The sequence below is a fragment of the Sphingomonas sp. LH128 genome (assembly GCF_000293195.2).
GTDB classification, from domain to species: Bacteria; Pseudomonadota; Alphaproteobacteria; order Sphingomonadales; family Sphingomonadaceae; genus Novosphingobium; species Novosphingobium resinovorum_A.
Genome location: NZ_ALVC01000095.1, coordinates 1 through 23,819, shown reverse-complemented (window position 1 = coordinate 23,819; position 23,819 = coordinate 1). Strand labels below are relative to the sequence as shown.

Annotated in this window: 19 protein-coding genes; 13 read left to right on the top strand and 6 right to left on the bottom strand. The window is 65.4% G+C overall.

Features of this window, described 5'->3' with window-relative positions; genetic code table 11:
- A partial coding sequence (locus LH128_RS08455; protein WP_008829195.1) for a linalool dehydratase/isomerase domain-containing protein occupies nucleotides 1–1,348 on the bottom strand: 1,348 nt, incomplete at its 3' end.
- 138 nt (nucleotides 1,349–1,486) lie between these two features.
- Nucleotides 1,487–3,829 carry a TonB-dependent receptor gene (locus LH128_RS08450; protein ID WP_008829194.1) on the bottom strand — a complete coding sequence of 781 codons (2,343 nt, stop codon included), beginning with the start codon at nucleotides 3,827–3,829 and terminating at the stop codon, nucleotides 1,487–1,489.
- A gap of 293 nt (nucleotides 3,830–4,122) precedes the next feature.
- Between LH128_RS08450 and LH128_RS31315 the strand changes: the two genes are divergently transcribed.
- The 4 genes from LH128_RS31315 to LH128_RS08430 all read left to right on the top strand — a co-directional run bounded on the left by LH128_RS31315 (nucleotide 4,123) and on the right by LH128_RS08430 (nucleotide 7,585).
- The gene (locus tag LH128_RS31315; protein ID WP_051211447.1) at nucleotides 4,123–4,827 is read left to right on the top strand and encodes a GntR family transcriptional regulator; all 705 of its coding nucleotides are present in this window, start codon (nucleotides 4,123–4,125) and stop codon (nucleotides 4,825–4,827) included.
- 225 nt (nucleotides 4,828–5,052) lie between these two features.
- Complete coding sequence (locus LH128_RS08440) at nucleotides 5,053–5,385, top strand: EthD family reductase (protein WP_008829192.1); 333 nt, start codon at nucleotides 5,053–5,055, stop codon at nucleotides 5,383–5,385.
- A gap of 1 nt (nucleotide 5,386) precedes the next feature.
- The gene (locus LH128_RS08435; protein WP_008829191.1) at nucleotides 5,387–6,595 is read left to right on the top strand and encodes a hypothetical protein; all 1,209 of its coding nucleotides are present in this window, start codon (nucleotides 5,387–5,389) and stop codon (nucleotides 6,593–6,595) included.
- Between the two features lie 6 nt (nucleotides 6,596–6,601).
- Entirely contained in the window at nucleotides 6,602–7,585 is a 984-nt protein-coding gene (locus tag LH128_RS08430; protein ID WP_008829190.1) for a phosphotransferase family protein, read from the top strand.
- Nucleotides 7,586–7,594: 9 nt separating this feature from the next.
- Here the strand turns inward: LH128_RS08430 and LH128_RS08425 are convergent, their stop codons facing one another.
- Both LH128_RS08425 and LH128_RS08420 read right to left on the bottom strand, forming a co-directional pair.
- Nucleotides 7,595–8,275: a Fe2+-dependent dioxygenase gene (locus LH128_RS08425; protein ID WP_008829189.1), complete on the bottom strand. Its 681-nt coding sequence runs from the start codon at nucleotides 8,273–8,275 to the stop codon at nucleotides 7,595–7,597.
- A 24-nt stretch (nucleotides 8,276–8,299) separates the two neighbouring features.
- Nucleotides 8,300–10,642: a TonB-dependent receptor gene (locus LH128_RS08420; RefSeq protein ID WP_008829188.1), complete on the bottom strand. Its 2,343-nt coding sequence runs from the start codon at nucleotides 10,640–10,642 to the stop codon at nucleotides 8,300–8,302.
- A 212-nt stretch (nucleotides 10,643–10,854) separates the two neighbouring features.
- On the opposite strand from LH128_RS08420, the gene LH128_RS08415 reads away from it, so the two are divergent.
- Both LH128_RS08415 and LH128_RS08410 read left to right on the top strand, forming a co-directional pair.
- Nucleotides 10,855–11,571: a response regulator gene (locus LH128_RS08415; protein WP_008829187.1), complete on the top strand. Its 717-nt coding sequence runs from the start codon at nucleotides 10,855–10,857 to the stop codon at nucleotides 11,569–11,571.
- Nucleotides 11,571–12,965 carry an ATP-binding protein gene (locus LH128_RS08410; RefSeq protein ID WP_008829186.1) on the top strand — a complete coding sequence of 465 codons (1,395 nt, stop codon included), beginning with the start codon at nucleotides 11,571–11,573 and terminating at the stop codon, nucleotides 12,963–12,965. Before LH128_RS08415 ends, LH128_RS08410 begins: the two co-directional genes overlap by 1 nt.
- On the opposite strand, the gene aroD is transcribed toward LH128_RS08410, so the two are convergent.
- A complete protein-coding gene (gene aroD, locus LH128_RS08405; protein ID WP_081799232.1) occupies nucleotides 12,952–13,989 on the bottom strand; it encodes a type I 3-dehydroquinate dehydratase in 1,038 nt (345 codons plus the stop codon). The genes LH128_RS08410 and aroD overlap by 14 nt on opposite strands.
- A 69-nt stretch (nucleotides 13,990–14,058) precedes the next feature.
- On the opposite strand from aroD, the gene LH128_RS08400 reads away from it, so the two are divergent.
- Both LH128_RS08400 and LH128_RS08395 read left to right on the top strand, forming a co-directional pair.
- Nucleotides 14,059–14,973: a LysR family transcriptional regulator gene (locus tag LH128_RS08400; RefSeq protein WP_008829184.1), complete on the top strand. Its 915-nt coding sequence runs from the start codon at nucleotides 14,059–14,061 to the stop codon at nucleotides 14,971–14,973.
- Between the two features lie 175 nt (nucleotides 14,974–15,148).
- Entirely contained in the window at nucleotides 15,149–16,507 is a 1,359-nt protein-coding gene (locus LH128_RS08395) for an MFS transporter (protein WP_037518535.1), read from the top strand.
- A gap of 188 nt (nucleotides 16,508–16,695) precedes the next feature.
- On the opposite strand, the gene LH128_RS08390 is transcribed toward LH128_RS08395, so the two are convergent.
- Complete coding sequence (locus LH128_RS08390) at nucleotides 16,696–18,573, bottom strand: bifunctional sugar phosphate isomerase/epimerase/4-hydroxyphenylpyruvate dioxygenase family protein (RefSeq protein ID WP_008829182.1); 1,878 nt, start codon at nucleotides 18,571–18,573, stop codon at nucleotides 16,696–16,698.
- Nucleotides 18,574–18,795: 222 nt separating this feature from the next.
- Between LH128_RS08390 and LH128_RS08385 the strand changes: the two genes are divergently transcribed.
- The 5 genes from LH128_RS08385 to LH128_RS08365 all read left to right on the top strand — a co-directional run.
- Nucleotides 18,796–19,707 carry a pirin family protein gene (locus LH128_RS08385; protein ID WP_008829181.1) on the top strand — a complete coding sequence of 304 codons (912 nt, stop codon included), beginning with the start codon at nucleotides 18,796–18,798 and terminating at the stop codon, nucleotides 19,705–19,707.
- 28 nt (nucleotides 19,708–19,735) lie between these two features.
- Nucleotides 19,736–20,119: an OsmC family protein gene (locus LH128_RS08380; protein WP_008829180.1), complete on the top strand. Its 384-nt coding sequence runs from the start codon at nucleotides 19,736–19,738 to the stop codon at nucleotides 20,117–20,119.
- 110 nt (nucleotides 20,120–20,229) lie between these two features.
- Nucleotides 20,230–20,724, top strand: a complete 495-nt coding sequence (locus LH128_RS08375) for an RNA polymerase sigma factor (protein WP_008829179.1) — start codon at nucleotides 20,230–20,232, stop codon at nucleotides 20,722–20,724.
- A gap of 106 nt (nucleotides 20,725–20,830) precedes the next feature.
- Nucleotides 20,831–21,805, top strand: a complete 975-nt coding sequence (locus tag LH128_RS08370; RefSeq protein WP_008829178.1) for a FecR family protein — start codon at nucleotides 20,831–20,833, stop codon at nucleotides 21,803–21,805.
- Between the two features lie 121 nt (nucleotides 21,806–21,926).
- The coding region (locus LH128_RS08365; protein WP_037518532.1) for a TonB-dependent receptor domain-containing protein at nucleotides 21,927–23,819 on the top strand (1,893 nt) is incomplete at its 3' end.

Genomic DNA, 23,819 nt, shown 5'->3' with positions numbered 1-23,819 from the left:
CCAGCCGCTCCGCCTGATCGGGCGCGTGCGGGGTGAGGAAGCGGATGCCCCATGTCTCGCCGAACAGGCCCGACAGGCTGGGCACGGTGAAGCCGAAGGGCGACGAGGTGCAGACCTTCACCCGCCCATCGGCCATCATCATTTCCTGCTCCATCGTCTGCTCGAAGCGGTCGCCGACCTTGCCGATCATGTCGGTGCCGTTGCGCGCATCGTGCAGCGCCAGCGCGGTGCGGCCGACAAGGTTGCACATCGAATAGATCCAGCGCGGCTCGCACGGGAACCAGCCGATGTCGTAGCGGCGGAAGTTCTTCACCACTTCGTCCATCAGCGTTTCGTGGCTGTAGGTGAACGCGGTCTTCTCGTCCCAGCGGAAGGTCAGCGCATCCTTGCCCGCGAAGGGCGAGGTGCCGCTGGCCGTTTCGAACAGGCCGAGCGAGACACCCATGAAGCCAGACAGCATGATGTTGTCGGTGGCGACCGGGTTCTTCTCCAGCTTCAGGTTGCCCCACAGGCTTTCCCAGAACCAGTAGTTCCACGTCTTGCGGTCCACATGCTTGCGGATCAGATTTTCCTGCGCGGTGTTCAGGTAGCCGTGGAACGCGGGCAACTGCGTGTACTGCCCGAAGGCGAGGTTCCACGACATCGTGCAGATCTGGTAGCGCAGCGCGCCGTCCTGCCAGGTGTCGCCGGTCGAGAACCCGGTCCAGCTGTCCATCGGCTGCAGCGCGAGGTCGAGCATGCGGCGGTACTCGCCGATCTGGCCATCGGGCATCTCCGGCCCGGCCTCCACCGGGGTTTCGCGCAGGATCGGCTCGGCCTTTGCGAGAACCCGGTTGAGTTCCTCGCCCCGCGCCTGCTGGCGAGCGAAGTGCGTGCGGCGTCTCAGCGCCATGACGCAGAACGCCGCCAGCACGCCAACGGGGAGCGCATATTCGACGAAGGCGACGCCGCCCCGCCCCTCGATCCACGCGGCGGAGAGCAGCGCGGTGCCGATCAGCACGCCGGGCGGCGCGATGATCGGGCCGCGCGCCCACCAGATGAACAGGATCACCGCGAAGGCCGCGATCGAGGCCAGCGCGCCCAGCACGCCGACCACCCCGCCCGCATAGAGGAACCCGCCGCCGGGGAAGATCAGCCCCAGCCCGAAGGCCTTCCACTGCGCGCTCATGCGCAGCACCACTGGCATCACCGCCAGCGCGAAGACCACCGCAAGGCCAAGATAGAAGCGCCGCAGCCGCCGCGCCGTCAACGGGCCGTGCGCGCGGTCACGCGGCGGGATCAGCGGGATCCGCGCCACGATGGGCGTCGTGCTGGCGACATGCGGCTGCTCGTAGGGCTGCGTGGCCATCGGTGCTCTCCATTGCGGCGTCTCGTTCGATCCGGTTGCCGGATTTGCGACGAATCGCCTGTCGTTATCGTAATACGATCTTGCCTATCCAAAAAGACCCCGCGGCCCTGAAGCAAGGGCCGCGGGGCAACGGAGAGGTCAGTAGCGCCAGCCGAGCTGGATGCCGTAAGTGCGCGGCATGCCGGTGAAGCGCGAGATCGAGGCGAGGTTGTCCTGGATGTTGGTCCAGTAGAACGTGTTGGTCACGTTGCGCACCCAGGCACCGATGCGGATCTTGTCGTCGTGCAGCTTCACACCCGCCCGCAGGTCGAGCAGCGCGTATTCCTTGATCTGGAAGCGGCTGTCGCGATCGACGTACTGCGTGTTGCTGTTCGCCAGCGCGCTGCTGGTCTGGCTGTTGTAAGTGACCGAAGCTCCGATATAGGCGTTGGCGCTGCCCACCGCCCAGTCGTACTGCGCATCGCCGATCGCGGTGATCGCCGGGGCATAAGGGAACTTCTGACCCGCAAAATCGTGCAGTTCGCCCAGCGCGTCGTAGCCGGTGAACTCGGTGATCTTGGTGTCGATGTAGGTCATGCCGGCGGAGATGCGCAGGCCGTCGGTGGGGCGCACGTCGATCTGCGTCTCGAAGCCGTAGACGCGGCTCTTGGGGATCTGCACCAGCCCGTCGAGGGTGCCGAACACCGGATCGGGCTTGCGGCCGCGCAGCTGCTTGTCCTTGTAGTCATAGTAGAACGCAGCGGCGGAAATTTCGACCAAACCGTTGCCGAACGGGGCCTTCACGCCCGCTTCATAGGCGGTGACGGACTCCTGCTTGACCGGGGTATAACCGCTGTAGCTGGCGACCGAGGCGGTCGGGAAGCTGCCCGACTTGTAGCCCCGGCTGACACGGGCATAGAGCAGCATGTCGCTGTCGGTCTTGTAGTTGACCCCGGCGTTCCACGAGATGTTGTCCTCGTTGAGCTGGTCGAAGTCGGCGGGATCGAAGATGACCGGGAACGTCGGCGTGAAGGTCAGGCAGCCGCCGGGCTGGACATTGGTGCCGAAGATCGCATTCCACCACGTCGCCGTGCCGCCACCGAAGTCGTTGGTGCAGCCCTCGAAGCTGCGCTTGGTGTTGGTGTAGCGCGCGCCGCCGATCAGGGTGAGCTGCGGGGACAGTTCGAACTCCACGTTACCGAAGGCGGCGTAGGACTTCACGTTCTGGCGTGAGTAGTTGAACGTCAGCTCACCATGCGGCGCGCCGGGGATCATGTAGAGCGGGTTGGCCGATGGGCCTTCGCTGAAGTTGTAGAACAGGCGATCGAACGTGCGCGAACGGTTGTAATTGCCGCCGACGATGACGTTGAGCGCACCATACTTGCCGGACAGGCGCAGTTCCTGCGCGAAGTCCTTGATGAAGCCGGTGGTGTTGGTGTCCACCGAGAACATCGTGGCGCCGTCGAAGTCCTGCACCGAATCCGTCTTGTAATCGGAATAGGCGGTCACCGAAGTCAGCGTCAGGTTCTCGTTCAGGTCGAGGTCGGCGCGGGCGCTGAGTTGCCAGAAGCGGTCGTCGCGCTTGGGACGGCGGCCGAAGATGCCGTAGCCCCAGTCGGCCGCGCGGGCCTTGTCCGGCGCGCGCGGATAGTCGCGGAATGCCGCGGCCTGCGGGCTGCCGCAAGTGCCTGCGGTGGATTCCGCGCAGGTATCCTCGACCAGTTGCGCGGCCTGGGTATCGCCCTTGTCGATCCAGCCATTGGCATTGAGCAGCAGGCGGAAGTTGCTGGTCGGCTCGATCGCCAACTGGAAGCGGCCCTGCAGCTGGCGCTTGCGGCCGAGGCTGTCGTCGCGGGTGTAGCTGTACTGCCAGTCGTCGCTGTGGACGCCGCGCACCGCGAGGCGCGCCTTGACGCCGTCGGTGATCGGGCCGCTGATGAAGGCGGTGGTGTCGATCTCGTTGAAGCGGCCGTAGCTGAGATCAAGACCGGCATCGAACACTTCGGTCGGCTTGTTGACCACGTAGTTGATGGCGCCGCCGGTGGTGTTCTGGCCGAACAGCGTGCCCTGCGGACCTTTCAGCACCTCGACGCGCTGGATGTCGAACGCCGCGCCGCGCGTGGTGGCGCTGAACGGCAGCGCTACTTCGTCGGTATAGACCGCGACGGTCGGCGAAGCGGACAGCGTCGTCTCGTAGAAGCCGATGCCGCGCAGGGTATAGACCGGGGTGTTGAACGGCGAGGGCTGGACCGTCAGGCCCGGCACGATTTTGCCGAGGTCGGTGGGCGAGCTGATCCCGCGCTCCATCAGCGCCTCGCCCGACTGCGCGGTGATGGAAAGCCCGACGTCGTTGATCGACTGCTCGCGCTTGTTCGCGGTCACGATGATCTCGTTCGCCGATGCGCTCGGGGCATTCGGGGTGCTTGCAGTGCTGGCCGCATCCTGCGCCCATGCCGCATCCGCGCTGGCCAGGACCGTGAGCGATACTGCCCCCAGCAACATCCGCCCAACTGCGATTCGCCCAACTGTAATTGGATTGCCTGTCGCCATTTCAGTTTCCTCCCTCCTTGGAGCCACGAGGCGCGGGAATTTGCTTCCCTGCCGTCCGTCGTGGATTGGAGGTATTGCCGCCCTCACACCATCTGTCAATATCGTTCGACGATTTCGTGATATGAGACCGATCGATCATTTTGTATTGATGATGGACGAAACGCTTGTAGAGCAGTACGGATTGGAAGTCCGGGAGAGACCCGGCGGCACGAGTGAGCAGGACAATGGCTACGCGGTTGAAGGACATGGCAGACGAAACCACCCTCGATGCGGAGGCCATCAAGGTCGACGCCGGAAGCGCGGCCGACAAAGTCTCCGAAGCCATAATCCGGGGCATCCGCGCGGGCGTGTTCGTGCCTGGCCAGCACCTCGTCGAACCTGACCTGACGCAGCGGCTGGGGATCAGCCGGGGCTCGCTGCGCGAAGCGCTCAAGCATCTTGCGGCGGACGGCATCGTCACGCTCAACCGCTATCGCGGCGCCTACATCGCCACGCTGGACCGCAAGGCGGTGCTCGATCTGCTGCAGACGCTGGAGCCGCTCGCCTGCCTCGCCGCGCGACTCGCGGCCGAGCATTGCGACACCGACGAGAAGCGCCGCCAGATCGTCGAGGCCGCCAACGCCATCGACGAGGCCAACCGAAACCACAACCGCGCGCTTTATCTGGAGCAGCGCCGCCAGTTCTATTCGGTGCTCGTCGCGATCGGCGGCAACGGAGAGCTTGAGCGCGCGATGCCGCTCACCCGCACCGACCTGTTCCGCGCCCAGATCGAATCGATCCAGTCGGAAAAGCAGCGCGTGCGCCATGCCTCGGGCTACAGCAAAATCGCCAAGGCCGTCGCGGAGAACGCCGTCGGCGCCGCCGACCGCGCCGTCCAGCGCCACTTCGCCGGCACGCGCAGCACGATCGAGGAACTGCCCGCAGCGGCCTTCGCCAGCTTCGCGTCCTGAGCAGCTAACACACCGAAACCCCGTAGTCCCGGACCTGATCCGGGACCGCTGGCGGTGACCAACCCACCTGACGCCGAGGCGCCCGGCGCGATGGCGCTCGCCCGAAGACAGCTACCGGTCCCGGATCAAGTCAGGGACAGCGAAAAGCAGGCACGATTTTCTATAGACTAAATCGTCGGACGATTTAAACAGATCAGCGGGACAGGAACAGAAAGGCGAAGCGCGATGATTCGCATTCTCGCGGTCTATCCGAACGACGCTGGCAGCCGTTTCGACGGCGACTATTACCGGCACCGCCACGCGCCTTTCGCGCACCGTCTGCTGGCGCCGTTCGGGCTGGACAGCGTGCGCACGGTGCTGGGCGAAGCCGCGCTCGACGGCACCTCTCCGGCTTACTGGGCCATCTCGGAAATGCTGTTCGCCACGCGCGCCGCCTTCGACGAGGCCATGGCGCAATGCGGCGCGGGGCTGTTCGCCGACCTTCCCAACTACACCACCGTCACCCCCGTCCTGCAGGTCGGCACGCTGGCGGAAGAAGACATCAAAGAGGGAGCCTGAAATGAATTCGACACTGCTGAACACGCCGGTGCGCTACGTGCGCAATGCGATGGAAGACATCGGCATGATCACGGCGCTCGACGAGCATCTCAACCACCAGATCGTCGATACGTTCGCCTCCGTCAGCACCTCCGAACAGAGCTGGACCGAGAAGATCTGGACCGCGATCGTGCGCAAGGACGGCACCATGGGCGTCGATTTCGGGCTCGGCCGCTACCACAATCGCGGCGTTCTCGACGGCTGGGCCGCGATCTCGCGCGGGAGCGAGCAGTGGACCGTGCGCGCCAACCGCGAACTGCGCGACGACCCGCTCGTCACCGAAGCCGGGCCGCTGAGCTACGAAGTCATCGAGCCGCTGCGCCAGGTCCGCTTCGCCTGCGCCGCCAACGACCAGCAGCCGATCGCCTACGACATCACCTTCACCTCGGAAATGCCCCCGTTCTTCGAGGACCGCCACAAGCAGCGCGAGAAGGACGGTTTCCGCATCGGCTCGGACGTGATCCGCTATCACCAGATCGGCACCCCCTCCGGCTGGATCGAGGTCGAGGGCGAGCGCATCGAGATCAACCCCGAGGAATGGACCCAGTACCGCGACCACTCCTGGGGCACCCGCCTCGACGTGGGCGCGCACAATGCCGACGTGCGCCCCACCTCCGACTTCGGCGACGTGAAGTTCGGCCAGGGCGAGTTCGTGCTGATCTGGAGCCCGTTCATGCTCGTCTCGCCCAGCGGCGAGAAAGTCGCCTATCACATGTACTTCCAGTCGAAGCAGGGACGGATCTTCTACTCCTCCGGCTACCGCAACAATCCGGACGGCACGCAGGAGAAGATCGCCCGCGTGCGCCCCGAACTGCGCTTCGACGACCGCACCCGGCGCCTGCTCGGCGGCCGCCTCCACTTCGACATGCTGCAGGGCGGATCGCACACCATCGAGGTGGAAGTGGTCGGCACATCGGGCGTCCATCTCGGCCCGGGCCTCTACCTCGGCTTCGACGGGCGCAAGCACGGTTCGTGGCACGGCCCGCTGACGGTCGAGGGCGAGAAGTTCGACGACACGCTCGACCGCAAGACGCTGGAGCGCATCCGCCAGTTGCGCGACTGCCCGATCAAGGTGACCGAGGGCGACTGGACCGGCTACGGAATCATGGAAACCATCATCCACGGCGCGCATCCCGAGCTTGGGCTGACCGCCGAAAACTCGCTGGTCTGAGCCGCCATGGCGCGCGACACCGACAAGCTGGCAGCCGGGCTTCGCGCCTGGCTGCCGCGCGGCAACCGGGTGACGGGGGTGAAGACCCTCTCAGCCGGCCACTCCAACGAGACTTATCTGGTCGAGGGGATCGACGAGATCCTGCGCATGCCCCCGTCCGAGGAGGGCCTGCTGCCGCCTTACGACATGGTGCGCCAGCACGCGGTGCTCAGCGCCGTATCGAAGGCCGCTCCGGGGGTGCCGCTGCCCCCGGTGCTGGAACTGTGCGACGATCCGCAGGTGCTGGGCGACCCGTTCTTCCTGATGGGCCGCATCGAAGGCGAGGCGTTCGAATATGCCGTGCCCGACTGGCTCACCGCCGACCCGGTCGAGAGCGCCGAAAGCGTCTGCCGCCAGTGGTTCGACGCGATCCTGGCGCTGCACCGGATGCCGGTATCGGCGATGCCGCCGGGTGGCCGCACCGTGCCGGAGGAAGCGCAGCACTGGCTGGACGTGGCGCGCGGGGCCGATTCCACGCCCGGTCTGGTCGCGGTGCTGGAGGATCTGGTGGCCCGCCCGCCGCGCACCTCCGGCACGCCCACGCCGGTCCACGGCGACCCCAAGCACGGCAACTGCATGTGGCACCGGGGGCGCATCACCGGGCTGCTCGACTGGGAGATGGCGCAAGTCTCAGAACCGCTGCTGGACCTTGGCTACGTGCTGATGTTCCACGATCAGGGCGAGGCGTCGCTGGCCAACGCCGGGTTCGAGCTGCCCGGCTGGTGGTCCGCCGGGCGCATGGTCGAGGAATGGGAGAAAGGCACCGGCCGCACCGCCGTCGACGTCGATCGTTATGCGGTGCTGGGTCAGGCCAAGGTGGCGGCGATCATCTCGGTCGGCGCGTTCCTGTTCGAGACGGGCCGCATCGCCGACCCGCGCTTCAAGGCCTTCGCGGCGCTGATCCCGTCCTACGTGGCGCTGCTGGAGAAACGGGCGATGGTTGCGGGCTGAGCCTTTTGATCAGACCTCAGCCCACTGCCGCAGCAGGTTGTGGTATACGCCGGTTAGTTGCACCAGCGCATCGGCATTGCCGCCGGTCTGGGTCAGGCGCTGGATCGCCACGTCCATGTCCAGCAGCATCTCGCGGCGCGCATCCTCGCGGACGACGCTCTGCACCCAGAAGAACGACGCCAGCCGCACCCCGCGCGTCACCGGCTCGACGCGGTGGATGCTGGTGCCGGGATAAAGCAGCAGCGAACCGGCGGGCAGCTTCACCGCATGGGTGCCGAACGCCCCGCGCACCACGAGTTCGCCGCCATCGTAGCTGTCGGGATCGGCGAGGAAGAGCGTCGCGGACACATCGGTGCGGACCCGCTCGCGCGTTCCGTTGATCGGGCGGATAGCGTTGTCGACGTGATACCCGAAATCGTGGCCCGGCGCATAGCGGTTGAACAGTGGCGGATAAATCCGCTGCGGCAGCGCCGCCGACATGAAGACGGCGTTGCCCGCCAGCGCCTCGAGAATCCGCTGGCCGAAACGTTCGGCCAGCGGGTGGGTCTCGGATAGCTGCTCGTTGCGCTTGGCCTTGGCCGACTGGGCACCGGCGGTCACCTTGCCGTCGAGCCAGTCGGCCTGTTCCAGCGCGCGGCGCATGGTGCCGACTTCGTCCGGGGTCAGGACGTCTGGGATTTCAAGCAGCATCATGCACTCCGGCAGCAGGTATGATCAGAACGCGAAGTCCACGCTGCCCGTCACCGTGCGGCCGGCGCCGGGGATGCCGTAGAGCTGGAAGCCATCCAGCGAGGCACCGATGCGCGACCAGTAGAACCGGTTGGTCAGGTTCTGCACGTTGAGGTTGGCGGTGACGTTGTCGCTGACATGCCAGCGAACGGCCGCATTCTGGACGATGTAGGAAGGCGCACGTTCCTCGTCGAGCGTGTAGATCGCATAGACGCCCGAAGGACCCATCGCATAGCTGGCGCTGTTGTTGAGGCCGCCGACGTACTTGTTGTTGGAATAGCGCCGATGGCCGACGTACTGCGCGCCGTAGCTCAGTTCGACTGCTGAGCCCAGCTTGTAGGACGTCCACAGGCTGCCGCTCCAGTCTGGCACGTTGGCAGCTTCCACGCCCTTGTTCACGCCCTTGGTGATCTCGCTCTTGAGGCGCGAGAAACTGGCGATGATAGACCAGCGCGGCGTGATCTCGCCGTGCGCTTCCAGCTCGAAGCCGTCCACCCGCTTGGAAGGCAGCGCGCGCACGGGAGAAGTATCGTCGGCGTTGTATTCCCACGAATCCGACAGTTCAGTGCGGAACACCGCGCCGGTGAGGGACAAGGCGCCGCCCATCAGGTCCCACTTGCTGCCGGCTTCCCAGGTCCGCGACTTGGCGGGCTTGAGCGCAGAAGTGGCCGCCGCGCCGTAGATGGTGTTGTTAGTGGTCAGGCCCACCGCCGAAGGCTGCGCCGCCTGGCTGTAGGACAAGTAGATCGCGCCCGCCTCGACCGGCTTGTAGACGAGGCCGAGGCGGCCGCCGATCGCGGTGTCACTGCGACTGGCGGTGACCGATTGCGCCTTGAAACGGTCGGCCCGGATCGCGGCCTGGACTTCCCAGCGATCGGCCAGGGTGATCGTGTCGTTGATGTAGATTCCCGCGCTTTCCACCTTGGCGCGCGCGTTGCCCGCGCCCTTTGTCACCGTGGTGGTGGCGAAGACCGTCTGCGGGTTGGCGAGGTCGAAGAACATGTCGCCTGCCGGTGCGAGCATGGTGCGCTCGTGGTCGCCGTAGTATTCGCGGAACAGTTCGATACCCGCCGTCAGGTCATGCTTGATGCCGCCGGTGTGGAAATGGGTCTTGATGTCGGTCTGGCTGTCGTAGATCTCGTAGCGCTTGGACGTACCGAAATCGTTGCCGCGCAGGTAGCCGTAAGCGCCGGTGTCGAGCGTGGTGTAATCGGTGTAGGAACTGACGCCCGCAACCGAAGTCAGCCCGCCGAGCCCCGCATAACCCAGCGTCGCGCATCGGGTGCCGGTGCAGGTCTTGTTGCCGTTGGCATCAGCCGCGGTGAAGCGGGCGGGCGAATAGACGCCCCAGTTGTCCGAGCGTTCGTAGCGCGCCTGGGTGCGGATCGTGGTCGCATCGGAGAAATCGTGCTCGAGCTTGCCGGTCAGGCTGTCGACCTGGGTATGCTGCGCGTAGGAATTCGACGCGCCGTACCAGGCATCCTTGGGCACGCCCGGCATCCGCTGGCCGCCGGTGCCGCGCTGGATCGGCAGACCGCCATCGGGGGTATTGTCGTCACGCTGGTGTAGGCCGTCGAGGTACAGGCGAGTGGACGTGCCGAGGCCAGTCGCCAGCGACACGGCGGCGCCGTAGCGCTCGTAGTCCACCTCGTTGCGACGCGCGACCTGGTTGTAATGCGACATGAGGTTGACGCGCACCGCCGTCGTATCGGTCAGCTTCTGGTTCACGTCCACCGTGGCGCGGCGATAGTTCTGGCTGCCGAGGCCGAACGATCCGCGATAGAAATCCTCCGCCTGTGCTTCCTTGCTCACCAGGTTGACGCTGCCGCCGACCGCCGAGACGCCGGATTCGACCGAGCCAGTGCCCTTGAAGACTTCGGCCTGCTGCATGTTGAAGATGTCGGTACGGCTCGACATGCCCCCGTCGCGCACGCCGTCCACCGTCACGCTCTGCTCGGAGGAGAAGCCCCGGATCGTGAAGAAGTCGCCCCAGCCCAGATTGCCCTCGCCCGAGGTAAAGGTGATGCCGGCGACGTTCTTGAGCACGTCCTGCAGGCTGAGCGCGTTCTGCTCCTTCATGGTCTCGCCGGTGATGACGCTCACGCTCTGCGGCGTATCGCGCAGCGGCTGCGTCATCTTGGGAGACTGCACCTTGTCCGGCTTGCGCCCGTTGACGATCATCGGCGCTTCCACCCGCACCGAGCCCAGCGAAACCGGCTCTTCCGCAGTCTGCGCCTCGGCCGGAACACTCAACATGCCGAGCATGCCCAGCGATGCGATGTGCGTGGTGGAAATCCGGCGGACGGTGCCGGACGAAACTTTCTTCATGGCTCACCCCTGATATAATGCGATGCATTCGCAATCGACAGCGCCCCTATCAGGTGGCAACAGCAGGTATACTGGGGAACGGGTATATTTTTGTATTATTTCATAATTTTATGTCATGGAATGTAATCAATGAAGGCCTATTTCATTTCGTTACATAATTGCAGGACGTGGATATCGGCGAGCGCCGGCCCGGTGGATCGGGCAGACAGCCGATGAGCGACAGAATCCTCGTAGTCGATGACGATCCCGGCATTCGCGAGTTGCTGTGCGAGTATCTCAACGGCGCGGGCATGGTGGCCCATGCGGCGCAGGACGGTGCAGCGATGTGGCATTGGCTTGAGCACAACCGCGCCGACCTGATCGTCCTCGACCTGATGATGCCGGGCGTGGACGGGCTGGCCCTATGCAGGATGATCGGCGACCGCGCCCGCGTGCCCGTCATCATGCTGACCGCGCGCGGCGCGCTGATCGACCGGATCATCGGGCTGGAGATGGGCGCGGACGATTACATGCCCAAGCCCTTCGACCCGCGCGAACTGCTGGCGCGTATCAAGGTCGTGCTGCGCCGCACCCGCCAGTTCCCGCCGGACAACCAGGTGGACGAAGTCGGGCTGCTGCAGTTCGCCGGATGGCGGCTCGATACCCGGCGCAACCGGCTGACCGCACCCGACGGCGATGCCGTGCAGCTGGGTGGATCGGATTACCTGATGCTTCGCCTGCTGCTCAGCCACCCACATCGAACCCTGAGCCGCGATTATCTGGCGGCGCAGGTCTACGGCAAGGAGCGCGATCCGCTGGACCGCTCGGTCGACGTGTGCATCAGCCGCCTGCGCCAGATGCTGGGAGAGGACGTGCGCAGCCCCCGCATCATCCGGACCGTGCGCAACGGCGGTTATGCACTGGCGGTCGATGTGGTCGTCGAGGGGTGATGCGCTGGGCTCCATGGCGCTGGCCGCACTCGCTGTCGGGCCGCATGGCCTGCATCCTGATCGCCGGACTGCTGGCGGCGCAGGCGCTGACCAGCACGATCTGGTTCGATCGGCGGCACAGCGAACTGATCGACCTACCCTTGCGGGTCCTCGGCGTACAAGTGGCGGATACGATGAAGCTGCTCGAGGCGCAGCCCGAGGCGGAGCGCGTGAGGACGGCCGCGCGCATCGCCGGTCCCGCTTTCCAGCCCACGGTGCTGACCGCGCCGCCCGCCGACTTGCCCCCGCCGCACCAGCGTTCCCAGACCGAACGCCTGATCCAAAACGTCGCGCAGGCCCGTTACGGTCGTCCCCTCTACGTCTGGGTGCAGGAAATGGAACTGCTCGGCGATAAGGGGCAGACCGCGGGGACATGGTCGATGCTCGATGCGCGGGCGCCATCGGTGCGCTACAGCATAGTCGTTCACGTCCCCGGCAGGCCGGTGTGGCTGCAAGTACGCGGCGTCGAAGGAGAGAACGGCGCCGACACGCATCGCCTCGACACGATCGCGGACTATTTCCTGCGCATCTACCTGGTGCGTATCCTGATCGTCGTACTGATCGCGCTGTTCGCGGTGCGCATCGCGATGCAGCCCCTCGCCCGCATGACGCTCGCCGTCGAAGCTCTGGGCAAGAACATCAACAGCCCGCCGCTCGACACCCAGGGACCGGTCGAGGTGCGCCGCGCGGCAGAAGCGTTCAACCGGATGCAGTCCCGGCTCGTGGAGATGCTGGCGGAACGCTCGCGCTTTCTGGCGGCGGTGTCCCATGACCTGCGCTCGCCGATAACGCGCCTGCGCCTGCGCACGGAGATGCTGGCAGACGAATCTCAACGCGAGAAATTCCGCTCCGAACTGGCAGACATGGAAGCCATGATCGACGACACGCTGACGTTCATGCAAAGCGGTGAACCCGAAGGGATCAGATCGACGGTCGATGTGAACAGCCTCTTGATGGTTCTGGTCCAGAACATGCGGGAGACCGGCGCCACCGTCACCGTTACCGGCAAGGCGGCCGCGCCGCTGTCCTGCTTCCGGTTGAGCCTTCAGCGCTGCATCCAGAACATAGTCGAGAATGCGGTACGTTACGGCGGGCGGGCCGATATCGCGATTTCGGATTCCGACAAGGCCCTGGAGATCATCGTGACCGACGATGGGCCTGGCATCCCGGAAGCCGAAATTGCCCAGGTGTTCGAACCATTCTATCGGCTCGAACACTCCCGCAGTTCGGTCACCGGAGGCTTCGGGCTGGGCCTGAGCATCGCCAACGCCATCGCTGCTGCGCACGGCGGCTTCGTGCAGATTACCAACCGGAACGAGGGCGGCATCAAGGCACGCATCTTTATCCCGCGATAGCGTCGTGCACGATCGCCAGGGTATCGCGCAACTGGGCGACCTTGACCTGACCCGGCGCCGAGGGATCACCAAGCGCCCCGAAGCTGAGCGCGGAACCAAAGGCTTCGCCCGCCAGACGGGACACCGCGCCGATGCCGCCCATCGCCATCGTCACCAGCGGACGGTCGCCATGATCGCGGCGCATGATCCAGGTCGCTTCCAGCAGGCGAAGCAGGTCGCCGGTATCGTGCGGCATCACTGCGAGCTTGCAGATATCCGCGCCCAGCGCCTGCTGTTGGCGCAGGAGCCCGACCATCAACTCCACCGAGGGGGTCACCGCGAAATCGTGGTGGGAGAGGATCACTTTTCGCCCCGCCGCCTGCACGCTCGTCCTGAGCGCGGCGACGGCCGGATCGGATAGCAGCGCCGCTTCGATATCGAACAGATCGCCCGCGCCGGTCTGCAGGATCGCCTGATAGACCGCCGCGTATTGCGCGGGCGCGATGGCCTTCTGGCCGCCTTCCGCCTTGGTCCGGAACGTCACTACCAGCGGCTTGCCCTTGATAGCGTCGGCCACGGGTCGCATGGTCGCGGCGACCACCTGCGGGTCGAGCGCCCGATCCAGGAAGTCGATACGGTATTCGACGACATCGACTTCGCCCATGCTGCCCAGCAGGCGCGCGCGGGAGAGCACCGCATCCGGCGTCATCTCGATCAGCGACACGATCGTCTTCGTCCGCCCCGCGCCGATCTCGACATCGCGAATCACGATGGGACGGGTGCGAACCGGCACCTTCGTCCCGGAAGTGGAGGCGGGCGTGGCGGCCACAGCACTGGCACCGATAGTCGGCAGGATACCCGCCACGGCCCCGAGGGCGAGAGCCTGTCGGCGCTGCATCAAAGGCATATTCATTCTCCGCGAGTGTTTCGGCCCGATCTTGTGGTCGGGATAGCTGTGTACTAAATGGTACACGTTCATAATGGAAGTCTCCCGGCCATCGTTTTTTTGTGTGGCCGGGCAGGCCGCGAGGAGTGCTTTGCCCATGAACCTGACCTGCCCCGGCGCGCGGCAAGATCGCTTGTCGCCTCGTCCTGCGATCGGCTAGGCTGGCGCATGTTGACGATCCGGCAGATCGAGATATTTCACGCCGTCATGATCACCAAGACGGTGAGCGGCGCGGCGCGCATGCTGGGCACGTCGCAGCCCGGCCTCAGCCGCATGATCGGGCACATGGAAGACAAGCTGCGCTTTCGCCTGTTCGACCGCACGCGCGGCCGCCTTCTGCCGACGCCCGAGGCGCAGGCTCTGTTTCAGGAAGTGGAACACGTTTTCAAGGGCTTCAGCGATCTCGAATACGTGGTGCAGCGACTGGCCAAGGGCGTCGATCGCACGTTCCGGGTCGGCGCATCGCCGTCGCTGGGCCATTCGGTGGTGCCCCAGATGCTCTCGCGGCTGACCGGGAATTATCCCGAAGTCACCATCCAGTTCGATATCCTTTCGGTGGAGCAGGCGGTGGACTGGCTGGCCCTGCAGCGCGGCGACTATGCACTGACGGTGTTTCCGATCGATCATCCCAACGTGCTGTCGAGCCGGATCGGCACCGGCCGCATGGTCTGCGCGGTGCCCGCCGGGCACCACCTCGCGGACCGCCCCCGCATCACCCTCGCCGATATCCAGGGAGAGCGAATCCAGTCCTTCCGCAAGGAAACGCCGCACGGGCAGATCATCGCCCGCATGTACGAGGAAGCGGGCGAGGAACTGGACGTCGCGACTTACGTGCGCTTTGCGGAGACCGCGGTGGCCTTCGTCGCCAACGGCATGGGCGTCGCGCTGGTGGACAGCTTCACGGCGATGCAGGCCCATGCCGATTCCGTGCGCTTCCTGGAATTCGAGCAACCGGGCACCCTGCCCGTCTACGTCAGCCGCAACCTAGAAATCGCGCGAACGCTGGTAGGGGAGACGTTCGAGGAGATCGCGCGCAACATTCTCATAGCCCTTCCGCGATCGGCAGCGCATTCTCATCCATAACATAACGGCATGCCGAACATCATTGCGTGCACTGCGAGAATTGCGCCGTTGCCGTTACGACATGATCCGTTAAGGACCGCCAGGCCGATGCCGTTCGACAGCCGGACGTATTCCAAGACCGGGCGGGCACAGGCGCAAAGCAAGCGCCGCGAAGAGGATGGAGAAGGGCGTTACCATGGCCAGTTATTCCGCCGCAGGATCGGTGTCCGTGCGTCCCTACGTCACCGTGAACGGCCAGCCCGCCGACGCCAAGGTAACGCATGGGGAAGACAACTGGTCGGCCCGTCAGGTGCTGATCGTGGCGATCTGCTTCCTGCTGAATATGCTCGACGGGATGGACGTGCTGATCCTGTCCTACATCGCCCCGGCACTGTCGGCGGACTGGCGCATCAGCCCGGAAAACCTCGGCGTCGTCTTCAGTGCCAGCCTTGCGGGAATGGCCGCCGGCGGCCTGCTGGTCGCCCCGCTTGCCGACAGGTTCGGACGCCGCAAGCTGATCCTCGCCTCGCTGATCATGATGGCGACGGCGATGTTCGGCTCTGGCCTCGCGACATCGGTGACCGAACTGCTCATCACCCGCTTCATCGTCGGCATCGGCATCGGCACCGTCCTCGCCAGCATGGCGGCGCTGACCGCCGAGTATGCACCCGCGCGCCATCGCACCTTCGCGGTCGGCTTCCTGCAGGCAGGCTACCCGGTCGGCGCGACCCTGACGGGGTTCCTCGTCGCGCAGCACATCGAGGCGCACGGCTGGCAGGCGATGCTGCTGGGCGCGGCGACGCTGTGCCTGATCTCGATCCCGCTGGTCTTCGCCTTACTGCCCGAATCGGTGGACTTCCTGCTCACCCGCCAGCCCGCCAACGCGCTGCAGCGGGCCAATCGCCTGCTCGTCGCCATCGGCCGCGCCCCGCTCGAGCGCCTTCCCGAGCGAGCCGAGGCCCAGGCCGAGCGTGTCGGCCTGCGCGGCCTGCTCGGCGAGGGCCGCGCGGCCAGCACGATGCTGCTGTGGCTGGCGATCACCTTCAGCTTCATGACGCTCTACTTCGTCATCAGCTGGATTCCCAAGCTCGCCGTCGAGGCCGGCCTTCCGGCCAAGGATGCGATCTATGCCGGAGCGATCTACAACATCGGCGCCTTCATCGGCATCTCCTCGCTCAGCTATGTCGCCATGCGCGTCGATCTGCGCCGCCTGATCCTGGGCTACATGGTGCTGGCGGCAGGTGCGCTGGTGGTATTCGGTTCCGTCGCCATGCCGCTGGCGGCAACGCTTCTGACCGCCTTCCTCATCGGCGTCTTCGTGCAGGGCGGCTTCAATGGCTGCTATCCGCTGGCGACCAGCCTTTACCCCGCCGAAGCGCGCAGCACCGGGCTCGGCTGGGCGATGGGCGTGGGCCGCATCGGCGCGGTGATCGGCCCGATGCTGGGCGGCTTCCTGCTGGCCGAGAAGGTTTCGCTGCCCGTCATCTTCGCGATCTTCGCGGTGCCGGTGGTGCTCGCGGGCCTGTGCGTCTCACTGATCCGCATGCCAAAATAGCCGTCATTGCGAGCGCAGCGAAGCAATCCAGGGCGGTTCGAGCGGCCCTGGATTGCTTCGCTGCGCTCGCAATGACGAGCAACAATCTGATGTCATCGTACTCCAGGTTCGCCAACCGGAGACGAAAAAGCAAAACCCCGGAGCAGCCTGACGCTGCCCCGGGGTTTTGCTGTGTCAGTGCAGAAGGCTCACTCCGCCCCGACCGTCGCCCCGCGATAGCGGTTCTGCGCGGCCAGCCGCACCCCGGCATTCGCAGCGCCGTAACCGACATAGGCCGCCGCCCGTTCCACGAATTCGAAGAAGAACAGCTTGTCGAACGCGCGGCTGTAAAGCTGCCGATAGGAATTGCCCTCGAAATCCTCGTCGTAAAGCATATGCGCCTCCGCCATCGCCGCGACCACATCGTCCGCCAGCCCGAAGCGGGCGGCCAGATCGTCATAGTAGTTGGCGGGCACGTCGAGCATCGCGGCACCGCGTGCCTGAAGCGCCCGCGCCGTGGCGACCATGTCCTCGCTGGTCAGTGCGACATGCTGGAAACCGCCTCCCAAGCCCTGCGCGAGGAACCGCGAGGACAGGGTCTCGCGCGCGTCCGATGCGTTGAGCGTGAGGCGGAAGGCGCCGTCGGGCGACTGCAGCGCCTGACTGTGCACGAGGCCAGCCGGGTCGATCACGTCCTGCGCGTCGCGCCCCTCCAGCCCGAACAGCGCGCGCCAGTAGAGTTGCCACGACAGGAATTCGTCGTTGTGGACGACGGCGGCGAGATGGTCGATGCCGCGCACCCCCGCATCGCCGGACACCTCGGTGTTTTCGACCGGCTCGAACTCGCGCGCCCACAGCGCTTCAGCGCCGGCATCCTCGACGAGATAGACCAGGCTACCGCCGACGCCGCGCAGTGCGGGCATCGCCATGCGACCAGGACGACCCTCGGGCCGATAGGCGCGAATGCCGAGCGCGGCGGCGCGGTCCATCACCGCCTGCGCATCGTTCACCCGCACCCCGATCGCGCAGATCGAAGTACCGTGAACGATCCGGTACGACTGCGCAAAACCGCGCGGCTCCGCATTGACCACCAGGTTGACTTCGCCCTGCCGCCAGCGCGTGACCTTCTTGGTGCGATGCGTGGCGGTCCGCGCGAAGCCGAGCGTCTCGAGCGTATCGCCCAGCCGCGCCACGTCGTTCGTACCTGCGGTGAACTCGACGAACTCCGCACGCAGCGGCGCCTGCGGGGCGGGCATCGCGGTCGGCTCGCCCAGCACGCGCAGCGCGGCGTCGCGGACGTATTCGAGCGAGCGGTGCCCGTCCTCGGCGATCAGTTTCGTGGAGATCGAACGGAAGCGGTCGTTGAAGATCTCCAGCGACAGCGGGCCGTCGTAGCCGGTGCGCAGGATCTCGGCCACGTAGCGCGCCAGATCGAAGCCGCCCTGTCCGGGCAGGTTGCGGAAATGGCGGCTCCAGTACAGCAGGTCCATATCCAGCAGCGGCGCATCGGCAAGCTGGACGTAGACGATCTTGTCGCCTGCGATCTCACGGATGCTTTCGCTGGGAATCCCGCGTGAAAGCGAATGGAAGCTGTCGAGGATGATGCCGATCGCCGGGTGGTCCACCGCCTTCACGATCGACCAGACGTCGCGGTGATCGTTGACGTGCCGCCCCCAGGCCAGCGCCTCGTAGCCGACGCGGATGCCGCGCTTCGCGGCGCGCTCGCCAAGGTCACGGAAGTCGTCGACGATGCGCTGGCGGTCGCCCAGCGATGCGGGCGAACAGTTCGAGCATACCAGGATGCGGTCCGTGCCCAGCGCTTCCATCACGTCGAACTTGCGCTCCGCCCGGTCGAGCGCGCGCTGCCGCAAGTCTCCGGGCATGCCTTCGAAATCGCGGAACGGCTGGTAGAGCGAGCAGGACAGGCCTGCGTCCTCCATCACTCTGCGCACCTGCTGCGGCCGCAGGGCCGAGCCAATCAGGTCGTTCTCGAATATCTCGACGCTCTGAAAACCGGCCTGCGCAGCGGCGGCCAGCTTTTCCTCGAGAGTGCCGCGCAGCGACACGGTGGCAATGGCATTATGCATCGAAGGCTCCGCTGGACATGGTCCATCCCATATCTGCGCACGGGAGGGCGACTTTAAGCGTCTGCAGAGACGTCTTTCATAGCATTTGGTTATAGGCACAGGCTTTTCGAGATATTCGAACGTTCCGTGCTATATTTTTCGCCTGAATGGAATTCCCTGATCAGGGTATCTGAAGTGGAAAGGGCAGCCCCCCGCCCCCAACCACGATCAAGGACCGCCCCCATGACGATTCAGACTTCACTCGCCCCGGAACTCGACATCGAAGGCATCGAGCAGGTCATCCTGCCGCCGGTGCGCGACCTGGGTGACGGTTTCCGGGTCCGTCGTGCACTGCCAAGCGCGCAGCGCCGGATGGTCGGCCCGTTCATCTTCTTCGACCAGATGGGCGAGGCGGTGTTCCGCAGCGGTGAGGGTCTGGATGTCCGTCCGCACCCGCACATCGGCCTTTCGACCGTGACCTACCTGATCGAGGGAGAGATCCTACATCGCGACTCGGTCGGCTCGCTGCAGGCGATCCGCCCCGGCGAGGTGAACTGGATGACCGCGGGCAGCGGTATCGTTCACTCCGAGCGCACGTCCACGGAAAACCGCGCCAGCGGCGGCAAGCTGTTCGGCCTGCAGACCTGGGTGGCCCTGCCGAAGGAAGCGGAGGAGACGGCTCCCGCCTTCTCGCACCACAAGGCGCACGAAATCCCGTTCACGGAAGATGCGGGAACCCGCCTGACCCTGATCGCGGGCAGTTCGGACGGTATGACCTCGCCGTTGAAGACCTGGTCCGACATGGTCTATGCCGACATCGCCATGCAGGACGGAGCACGCTACCGCGTCAAGGCCGAGCATATCGAGCGCGCGATCTACGTCGTTTCAGGCGCGGTCGAAGTCGAAGGCCAGGCCGGCACTTTCGCGGCGGGCCAATTGGTCGTGTTCAAGCCCGATGCCGAACTCGTGCTGCGCGCCAGCGGCCCTGCCCGACTGATGCTGCTGGGCGGCGAGCCCCTTCCCGAAAAGCGCCATATCTTCTGGAATTTCGTCTCGTCCTCCGCCGATCGCATCGAGCAGGCCAAGGAGGACTGGCGCGAACAGCGGTTCGCCCCGGTGCCCGGCGAGCACGAATTCATCCCGCTTCCGGCCTGAGGCCCCTTCCGATTTAAGGAGAACAACGATGGCACATGGAACCGCACATATCGGCGATATCCCTTGGCGCACCGAGATCGTCGTCGGCGGCCACGCGATCACGGCGGACGAGCCTGAGGCTCTGGGCGGACAAGGTGCAGGCCCGGCCCCCTACGATCTGCTGCTCGCCAGTCTCGGCGCGTGCACCGCGATCACGCTCAAGATGTATGCGGCGCGCAAGGGCTGGCCACTGCAGTCGCTCGACGTCGAACTGCATCTGGGAGGCGGCAAGGACGGCATGCATATCGAGCGCCGGCTGGCGATCATCGGGCTGGACGAGGACCAGAAAGCCCGTCTCGCCGACATCGCCGAGCGTACGCCGGTGACGCTCACCCTCAAGGGCGGATTGCCGATCGAGACGACGCTCGCCTGAAACCATTGCCGTGCCTGTGGACGGGATACCGGGCCGCGCGACAAACAATTGCGAATGATTCGCAATCGTGTTAGCGGCCCTCTTTCCGTCAACTTCACCCGAGACCCTGCTTGGACGACCTGATCCGCCACCGCGCTGCTCTCGTGAGCTATGCGCGGCCGATCGTGCGCGATCGGTTCGAGGCGGAGGATGTCGTGCAGGAGGCATTTCTCAGGCTTGCGGCGGCCGACGGCAATGCCGCTCGGCAGAATATCCGCAGCCCGCTGTCCTATCTCTATCGCATCGTACGCAACATCGCGCTCGACAAAGTGCGGCGCGAGAAGATCGAACGGCGCGAAGAGGAAGTCCCGCAGTGGTGGATGCTGCCCACGGAAACCGCCAGTCCCGAAGACGAGGCGGCCAGAGGACAACTGATCGACAGGATCGAGAAAGTCCTTCGGGACATGGAGCCGCGCATGCGCCTCGCTCTCGAGATGAACAGGTTCGAAGGATACACGCTTCAGGAGATCGCCGACAGATTATCGGTCTCAGTCGCGACCGTGCATCGCCTCGTCAGGGAAGCGCTCAGCCGGATAGCCATGGCGATCGGGGAGCACGAGGCGTGAGCCGCACTGCTTCATCCCGAGAAAAATGCGGCACGCGTGAAAAATGCGTGAGCCTCGTCCGTCATGCAGGTTGCCGGAGCATCGGCGCAGCAGCAAGGCAGACACCATGAACCCCGCCCCGCTTTCGAAGGAGACGATGGACGCTGCCGTCGGCTATCTCCTCGACGCGCAAGCCGCGCCGGAAGACACGGCGCTGCGCGGACGCATCGAGGCATGGCTGGATGAAACGCCCGAGCATCGGCAGGCATGGACGCAGGCGCGCAAGGCCTGGGCCGTGCTTGGCGATGTGGAGCGGGCGCAGCGGGCACCGTCTTCTACGGCGACGGTACTGCCTTTCACCCCGCGGGCGCGATCGCAACCGACTTATCGCCGGGTCATGGCCTCGCTCGGCGCACTGGCCGCCTCTGTCGCCCTGGCGCTTGCGATCTCGCCGTCGCTGCTGCTCAGGCTGAGCGCCGACTATGCCACCGACACCGGCGAACTGCGCGACGTGCAATTGCCGGACGGGACGCGGGTGACGCTTGGCGCACGCAGCGCGATAGACGTGGACCTGACCGGCAATGAGCGGCGTGTCCGACTGGTCGCGGGCGAGGCATGGTTCGATGTGGCGCGCGATCCCGCCCATCCCTTCGTCGTCGCTAGCGGACGCACCGAAACACGTGTGCTGGGTACGGCATTCGAGGTACGCTCCGGCCGGGAGCAAACGCAGGTCGGTGTCGCCAGAGGACATGTGCGCGTGAGCGCGAGCGGCAACAGTGAGGACCTGCTTCCCGGCGACCGCGTCCTTGTCGACAATGCAAGCGGCGCGATGCGCGAGGACAAGGTGCCGGTCGCCTCGCTCGCGGGATGGCGCGAAGGCTATCTCTTCGCCGAAAATGCGACGGTCGGAGAAGTCGTCGAGGAAATGCGGCGCTATGACAAAGGCTGGATCGTCCTTGCCGACAAGGCGCTGGCCGCCCGCCGCATCACGGGTCTGTATGATGCTCGCAGACCGGCAGCAGCGCTTGCCGCGATCGTCGAGCCTGCCGGTGGTTCGATCACCCGCGTCACCCCCTACCTGACGATCATTCGGGCGCGCTGACTGCGCCTTTTCGCATGATGTGCGAGAAAATTATCGAGTTGCGTGAAAAATTCCGCAGCGCTTTCCGTCTACCTCGCGATTGCAACGCAATTGCAAGTTCGGATCAATCTGGGGGTCACAAATGACAATCAATTCGCGTGGCGGGCTGCGTCCCCGCCGTGATGGCCTGCGCCTTGCGCTGTTGGCGGCTGCGTTGGGGACGAGCATGATCGCGCTCGCCACGCCGGTGCAGGCACAGGAAGCATCGCAGTCGGCAGGCACGCGCTTCGATATTCCCGCGCAGCCGCTGGCGAGCGCGATCAACATGTTCGGGCGGCAATCGGGGCTGCAGGTCACGGCGGACGCCACGCTCGTAAACGGCGTGCGCAGCCAGGCGATCCAGAGCGAGATGCCCGCGCTCACGGCGCTCAGCCACATGCTGTCCGGCACCGGTATCACCTGGCGCATGGCGGGCAATGCCGTCGTGCTCATCGCGGCGCCGAGGGGCGCGGACGGCGCCGTCCAACTGGGATCGTTGCGGGTCGAGGCTGCCTCCATGGGCGGCGCAGGTACTTACGCGGGATCACCTGATCTTCCCCCAGCCTATGCAGGCGGCCAAGTCGCAACGGGCGGACAGCTTGGCCTGCTGGGTAATGTCAGCGTGATGGACACGCCATTCAACGTCACCAACTACACCAGCCAACTGATCGAGAACCAGAACAGCCGCAGCCTGCTCGACGTGCTCGACAACGATCCCTCGATCCGCGCGAGCGGCGCGCGCGACGGCGAGACCACCACGGTCATCATGCGCGGTTTCGAGCTGACGGGGCGCGAAGTGCTCGTCAACGGCATGTTCGGCGCATCCGACACGCGCGGGACGATGATCGAGGCGGTCGAGCGCGTCGAAGTCCACAAGGGGCCGAGCGCCATGCTCAACGGCGTCAGCCCCTGGGGCTCGTCCTATGGCGGTTCGATCAACTACGTGCTCAAGCGGGCCGGTGATGCGCCGCTCAACCGCGTGACGGCGACATATGCCTCGGAAAGCCAGTTCGGCGCCAATCTCGACGTGTCGCGTCGGTTCGGCGTGAACAAGGGCTTCGGCGTGCGCGTCAACGCGGTCTACCGCGACGGTGCCACCGACGTCGACTACACGAACAACCGCTCGGCCATGCTCGCCGCCGGGCTCGACTACCGCAGCGATGACTTGCGCGTGACGATCGACCTCGGCCATCAGGACCGCCTGCTCAAGGGCGGCTGGAGCAGCACCCGTATCGGCTCGCGCGTGGCCGTGCCCAAGGCGCCCGATGCGCGGACCAACTCCAAGCAGAAGTGGGAGTTCTGGGACGGCCAGAACGACTACGCCATCGGCCGCATCGAATACGACTTCGCGCCCGGCTGGACGGCCGCCGCCGCCTACAGCCGCAACCAGTCGGATGAACTCTACATCCAGGTGATCGACAGCATCACCAACGTGGACGGCACCAAGAGCGGCTTTCCCTACTGGATCCCGGCGCGCAGCCGAAACGAGAGCTATGAGGGCTCGATCAAGGGCAAGTTCGATACCGGGCCCGTCTCGCACAGCCTTTCGGTGATCGCCTCGGCCAACAATGCAAAGCGCGGCCAGCTGAACTACTACATCGCGAACTGCACGACCGGCTGCGCGGCCTCGAACATCTATACGCCGATCTATTACCCGGCACCCGATACCAGCGCGCTGAGCAAAGATGCCGGGCGCCTGACGTCCCAGTACGACTATGAAGGACAAGCCATCGCCGACATCATGAGCATGGCCGACGATCGCGTCGTGCTTATGGTCGGCGCGCGGCGGCAAAAGGTGGGGCAGAAGACCTTCTCCGCCACCGGTGACCTGATCCGCCGCTACAACCGCAACCGGGTGTCGCTTTCGGTCGGGCTGGTGGTGAAGCCGGTGGAGAACCTCTCGGTCTACGCCAGCTACATCGAATCGCTCAACCCGGGCGGCATCGCCAGCAGCTACTACGCCAATGCCGGGGACATCTTCATGCCCTTCGTCACC

Bases quoted from the DNA above. Each gene is read 5' to 3' on its own strand.
- LH128_RS08450 (WP_008829194.1), bottom strand. From the start codon at position 3,829: ATGTTGCTGGGGGCAGTATCGCTCACGGTCCTGGCCAGCGCGGATGCG.
- LH128_RS31315 (WP_051211447.1), top strand. From the start codon at position 4,123: ATGGCAGACGAAACCACCCTCGATGCGGAGGCCATCAAGGTCGACGCC.
- LH128_RS08440 (WP_008829192.1), top strand. From the start codon at position 5,053: ATGATTCGCATTCTCGCGGTCTATCCGAACGACGCTGGCAGCCGTTTC.
- LH128_RS08435 (WP_008829191.1), top strand. From the start codon at position 5,387: ATGAATTCGACACTGCTGAACACGCCGGTGCGCTACGTGCGCAATGCG.
- LH128_RS08430 (WP_008829190.1), top strand. From the start codon at position 6,602: ATGGCGCGCGACACCGACAAGCTGGCAGCCGGGCTTCGCGCCTGGCTG.
- LH128_RS08425 (WP_008829189.1), bottom strand. From the start codon at position 8,275: ATGCTGCTTGAAATCCCAGACGTCCTGACCCCGGACGAAGTCGGCACC.
- LH128_RS08420 (WP_008829188.1), bottom strand. From the start codon at position 10,642: ATGAAGAAAGTTTCGTCCGGCACCGTCCGCCGGATTTCCACCACGCAC.
- LH128_RS08415 (WP_008829187.1), top strand. From the start codon at position 10,855: ATGAGCGACAGAATCCTCGTAGTCGATGACGATCCCGGCATTCGCGAG.
- LH128_RS08410 (WP_008829186.1), top strand. From the start codon at position 11,571: ATGCGCTGGGCTCCATGGCGCTGGCCGCACTCGCTGTCGGGCCGCATG.
- aroD (WP_081799232.1), bottom strand. From the start codon at position 13,989: ATGGGCAAAGCACTCCTCGCGGCCTGCCCGGCCACACAAAAAAACGAT.
- LH128_RS08400 (WP_008829184.1), top strand. From the start codon at position 14,059: ATGTTGACGATCCGGCAGATCGAGATATTTCACGCCGTCATGATCACC.
- LH128_RS08395 (WP_037518535.1), top strand. From the start codon at position 15,149: ATGGCCAGTTATTCCGCCGCAGGATCGGTGTCCGTGCGTCCCTACGTC.
- LH128_RS08390 (WP_008829182.1), bottom strand. From the start codon at position 18,573: ATGCATAATGCCATTGCCACCGTGTCGCTGCGCGGCACTCTCGAGGAA.
- LH128_RS08385 (WP_008829181.1), top strand. From the start codon at position 18,796: ATGACGATTCAGACTTCACTCGCCCCGGAACTCGACATCGAAGGCATC.
- LH128_RS08380 (WP_008829180.1), top strand. From the start codon at position 19,736: ATGGCACATGGAACCGCACATATCGGCGATATCCCTTGGCGCACCGAG.
- LH128_RS08370 (WP_008829178.1), top strand. From the start codon at position 20,831: ATGAACCCCGCCCCGCTTTCGAAGGAGACGATGGACGCTGCCGTCGGC.